General features: G+C 53.5%; 1 pseudogene. It reads right to left on the bottom strand.

Features of this window, described 5'->3' with window-relative positions:
• Positions 1-282 (bottom strand): annotated as a pseudogene (locus tag D1646_RS22545) (IS110 family transposase); the annotation flags it as partial.

Below are 282 nucleotides of genomic sequence, written 5' to 3'. Positions count from 1 at the left end.
TCAGCATCTCAGCCTTGAGCTGTTCCACGGTCTTGGAAACAGTATTGAGGGAATCAATGGCCTGCCGGATCAGCCGCTTGGTCAAATCGTCCTTTGGTATCATGGCAATCTGGTCTTTCGCTCCGGTATAGATTTCGGCAGCTTTGTCGCTGCTGAAATTGTAGCGGTTTCGCTTGCACCACTTGCGGTAACGCTCCGTGAAGGTGGCCTGGCTCATACCCCGAACACAGTCTGCGTGCCAAAAAGACGCAGCAAAGTCCACCCACTTCTGCGTCCCATCCT

It is taken from the genome of Pseudoflavonifractor sp. 60, assembly GCF_009911645.1.
GTDB lineage: Bacteria > Bacillota > Clostridia > Oscillospirales > Oscillospiraceae > Lawsonibacter.
The sequence above is the reverse complement of the archived record's forward strand: the minus strand, read 5'-3'. Positions and strand labels throughout refer to the sequence as shown.